The sequence below is a fragment of the Streptococcus sp. HMSC063B03 genome (assembly GCF_001836965.1).
In the GTDB taxonomy this organism is placed as follows: domain Bacteria; phylum Bacillota; class Bacilli; order Lactobacillales; family Streptococcaceae; genus Streptococcus; species Streptococcus pneumoniae_F.
This window is the reverse complement of the sequence record NZ_KV831065.1, coordinates 1-3,781: the sequence shown is the minus strand read 5'-3', so window position 1 is coordinate 3,781 and position 3,781 is coordinate 1. Positions and strand designations below refer to the sequence as shown.

Sequence of the window (3,781 nt, the reverse complement as noted above, 5' to 3'; positions counted from 1 at the left end):
TCTCATAATCAAAATGACAAGTAAAAGTTGCACCGAAACTTGGCACATACTCATAGATATCCTCCAGTTTCCTCAGAGCCTTATAGAGTCCCTTCAGAATCTGCGGACGCATTCCTAATTGTTGACCAAGTTGAATCAAAGTATCATCTACTTCGAATGTCTCTCTCGTACGGCTAGTAATAATACTTGTAAAAATCTTATTCTTATCGTATTGAACCATTACTTAAACCTCACATTGGCTGATTCAAGGAATTTATCACTCATAAATAGGATTCCCCTTTTGTATTTCTATGGTTCAGAAATATATAACTTTTCTATAAAATTAGTAAAATTATCTGCCAAAAAGTATACATTTGAATCTACCGACGACTGGTCAAATATAAATGTGTGGTCCCAAAAATAAATTCCTCTATCTTCTCCACTCACAATCATAACAAATAACCCTCCTCCATATTCCGTTCCGAAGACAAATGAATCGTATGGAAGTTCCATTTGATATTCTGAGTTCCAATCCGTTAGACTAAAGTTTTTATTCTCTGAAATACCTAACATTGTCCCTAAAATCACTTCTTCATTTAAATCATCAATAAAAAACGATAAGTATTGTTCTTTAGGAATACCCACATTAACTTTTAATAGAAATTCCTTATAGTCTTCTGGAAGTATTACATTTATTTCTTTTTCTATCTCTGATAGTTCTGAATTTGAGATAGGTCTCTCTAACGATTTAAAATAATACATTCTTTCCTCTCTTATTTTCTTCTTAAAGCAAACCCACCTTATTTTATGGATGCCATTATATTATCAAAATCCTCTTTTAGTTGCTCGTATTTCTCATTACTATAGAGATAAAACGCCTCTATTCCTCTATGTATTATTGCATATACAGTTGGATGGAAATTCTTATCTGTGGCATCGATAACAAATTGCGTCATTTGAGTAGCTGCCTCTGGACTATAGCCCAACGCTTCTATTCCAACACGAATCATTGTAACTTGAACATCGATTGGAGAAATGGACTCTTGAATTGCTTTAGCATTTAAAACACCAAATATATAGGAAGCTAAAATTTGCCTATTCATTTCGTCCTTTAGATCAATTTTAACCAATTGGATAATATCATTTGCTATTCTTAATGACTCGCTTACATATTGCTTTTCCATTTATTTCTCCTTATCTCTCCCTATAATACTTTATATTTCCCTTTAGCATAGCCACAGGGAATATAACCCAATCGATATAAAGTATATAAATCATCAAAAAACGGTGAATTTACATTCATACATTCATTCTTTATCGTTAAATATATCGAAATATTAATTATATCAAATCTAATTTGGGGTATCATTGATTCAAATATTTTTTTTTCTTCGACTAAAGCAAACAGTTTTTTTGTAACAATAGGAATAATTCTTTCTTTTGCATCCCTACTCAATTCATTCCATTTTTTGAAAATCTCTCTCTCATTTTTTAATAAATATGCGGTTAGATCACCACGTTGTTCAAGAACAAAATTTTCCCATTTTAAACTTGTGATATTTTTTTCCGCAATGGATAACTTATCTAGCTCTATTATAGGAATATTAGTTTTTCGAGAATTCACTAATAATTTTATACTAGTTAAATTATCAACTACTTCTGAAATTATTTTCATTTTAGATACACACCTTACTACTTACTTAGGAAGATACATTTTATTAGGTATACGTGGTACAAAATCATCAACCATTAAACCATAGGATTCCTGCTGTCTAATTGCTTGAGAGACCGCTTGTTTTGCCTGACTAGGAGTTAAACCTGCTTCTTTTAACGAATTCTCTAGGGCAGAATTATAATCAGATATTGTTGGAATATCACCATATAACTCACCTTTTCTCCTATATTGATCCCAAAATTCTTCTAATGATTTATGAGCTTTATAATGCGGACTACCTATATCCTTACGTATATTTCCTTCTAGTTTTATTGACAGTCCCTCATTTCTAGGAATAACATCTCTAAATGCTGCATCTTGGTTTAAATGATGAGCTTGTCCTGAAATCTCCTTGTTCTTGCGTAATTTTTTGTATGCTTCAACAAGTACACTCTCCTCGGTAACTACTTTTGATCCTAAATAAGTTGTTCTCACCACATCATCCGCATGTTTGCTTGAGAAGTGCATCACATCACGTAGTGTCTTACTCTCAACGCTGAAGGTAGGCATGGTTCCCATACCACCCGCAAAGGCAACTGCCTCTTTACGAATGCCAACTGGGATTCGAGTATCTAATAGTTTCTCGCCAAATTGCCTAATGACATTATTGCTCTTAGCTAGGATATTGTCAACCTTTGATCCCCATTTTTCTAGAGTTAACTACTAATGCTAGTTCAATGCTGTTTTTAAAACAGATGCCAATAAGTCGTCTAGAGTACTATACTTGTTAACTAGATCTCCTGAAGGTAAATCTAACTCCTTATATACTCTATCAAAAGTATCATAGACATACCAACTCATACCACTCTCACCTAAAAAGAAATAGCTATTGTTACTAGATTCCTCATGCCAAATAATATTCATTTCAAATATATCATAGACATCTTCATCTATAATATCTGGGTTTGTTTTTTGAGAAATACCATACAAAATGAAACCATTAAAATCAATTCCATTTACTTGAGAAAGAAATCTTTTATAATCTTCCATTACTTCATCATTCGGCCAAACGTTATGTTTCTTCATAAGAGCTGAAAAAACAGTATTTGGAACTCCACTATTAACAGAATCTCCGTACTTTTCTTCAATTTCTGAAATTTTTGAAATAAAATTCATCCACATTTTTTATATCTCCTCTATTCTAATTTGGATAAATATTATCTGTAAAGAATGGCCAATCAACTAATTTAGAGTCTCCAACTTCCATACCTTTAACAATATGCCGTTGATAATTAGTTACCACTTTATGATAAGGATCATTCTTTATTAAGACAAGATTCTCAAAACTATTTGTTCCACTATCATCTAATGGCAACTGATGATGAACTTGGTAACCTTTAGGAACTAAACCATCTGCTAATTTTTGTATATCGGACTCACTGAATCCCAACTCTCGTAATTTATCAGTATCTTTGGAAATATCCTTTAAAAATTCTTTTCGAACAGTTAAGTCAAATTCTCTTCTTAATTTTTGATATTCTTCTCTAGCTCTTTTAACATACTCGATTTCTTTCAAGGAAATATTGGGTATCTCAACATTTTCTCCACGTAGAGTCCAAGAAAATCCTCCTCTGGAGCTCGAAAGTTTTGCATAAGCATCCCGAGCTTTATCCTTAAAATACTGAATGACCTCACCGACTTTTGGCTGATGACCTACTCTACCTACACCAGCTAAAACTTCGCTTCCTACTGAGAAAGGAAGCTCTTTCTTCAGTAGATTTTTGGTGAAACGCTTGATGTTATCATCGCCCTTCGCTAGGATATTGTCAACCTTTGAACCCCATTTTTCAACATTTGCGAGGATTTTTGCCTTGGTACTGTTCTTGGCTAAGCTAATCATCTCAGCTGCCTTAGCTCCTAACTTGGTCCCCTTAGCCATCTTACCTACAGCTGCTGGACCGACAAAAAGACTGGCAATCTCAAAGGTCAAGCCTCCTGCATCATAGGCATCCATATGGGTAACTTTATCCCAGAGGGCTTTTCCTGTCTGCTGAGCACGATAAGCAGCCTTATCCGCATAACTGGCATTAGGGTCTTGACCGCGCATAGCCGCACCTGGATCCGTCAGAGCAGTGTAAGTGCCTACTC

General features: G+C 34.1%; 5 protein-coding genes and 2 pseudogenes. All 7 read right to left on the bottom strand.

The genetic code is table 11. The features are described 5' to 3' along the window. Positions 1–220, bottom strand: a pseudogene (locus tag HMPREF2628_RS10210) (hypothetical protein); the annotation flags it as partial. A gap of 68 nt (positions 221–288) precedes the next feature. Beyond that, positions 289–741: an SMI1/KNR4 family protein gene (locus HMPREF2628_RS10205; RefSeq protein ID WP_070843098.1), complete on the bottom strand. Its 453-nt coding sequence runs from the start codon at positions 739–741 to the stop codon at positions 289–291. 38 nt (positions 742–779) lie between these two features. Next, a complete protein-coding gene (imm48, locus tag HMPREF2628_RS10200) occupies positions 780–1,163 on the bottom strand; it encodes an Imm48 family immunity protein (RefSeq protein WP_070843097.1) in 384 nt (127 codons plus the stop codon). 20 nt (positions 1,164–1,183) lie between these two features. After that, a complete protein-coding gene (locus HMPREF2628_RS10195; protein WP_004262752.1) occupies positions 1,184–1,654 on the bottom strand; it encodes a hypothetical protein in 471 nt (156 codons plus the stop codon). Positions 1,655–1,675: 21 nt separating this feature from the next. Further along, a complete protein-coding gene (locus HMPREF2628_RS10190) occupies positions 1,676–2,212 on the bottom strand; it encodes a type IV secretion protein Rhs (protein WP_083320565.1) in 537 nt (178 codons plus the stop codon). A 150-nt stretch (positions 2,213–2,362) separates the two neighbouring features. After that, positions 2,363–2,809 (bottom strand): SMI1/KNR4 family protein, encoded by a 447-nt coding sequence (locus tag HMPREF2628_RS10180; RefSeq protein WP_257375297.1) that lies wholly within the window; start codon positions 2,807–2,809, stop codon positions 2,363–2,365. Between the two features lie 25 nt (positions 2,810–2,834). Further along, positions 2,835–3,781, bottom strand: a pseudogene (locus HMPREF2628_RS10970) (HNH endonuclease); the annotation flags it as partial.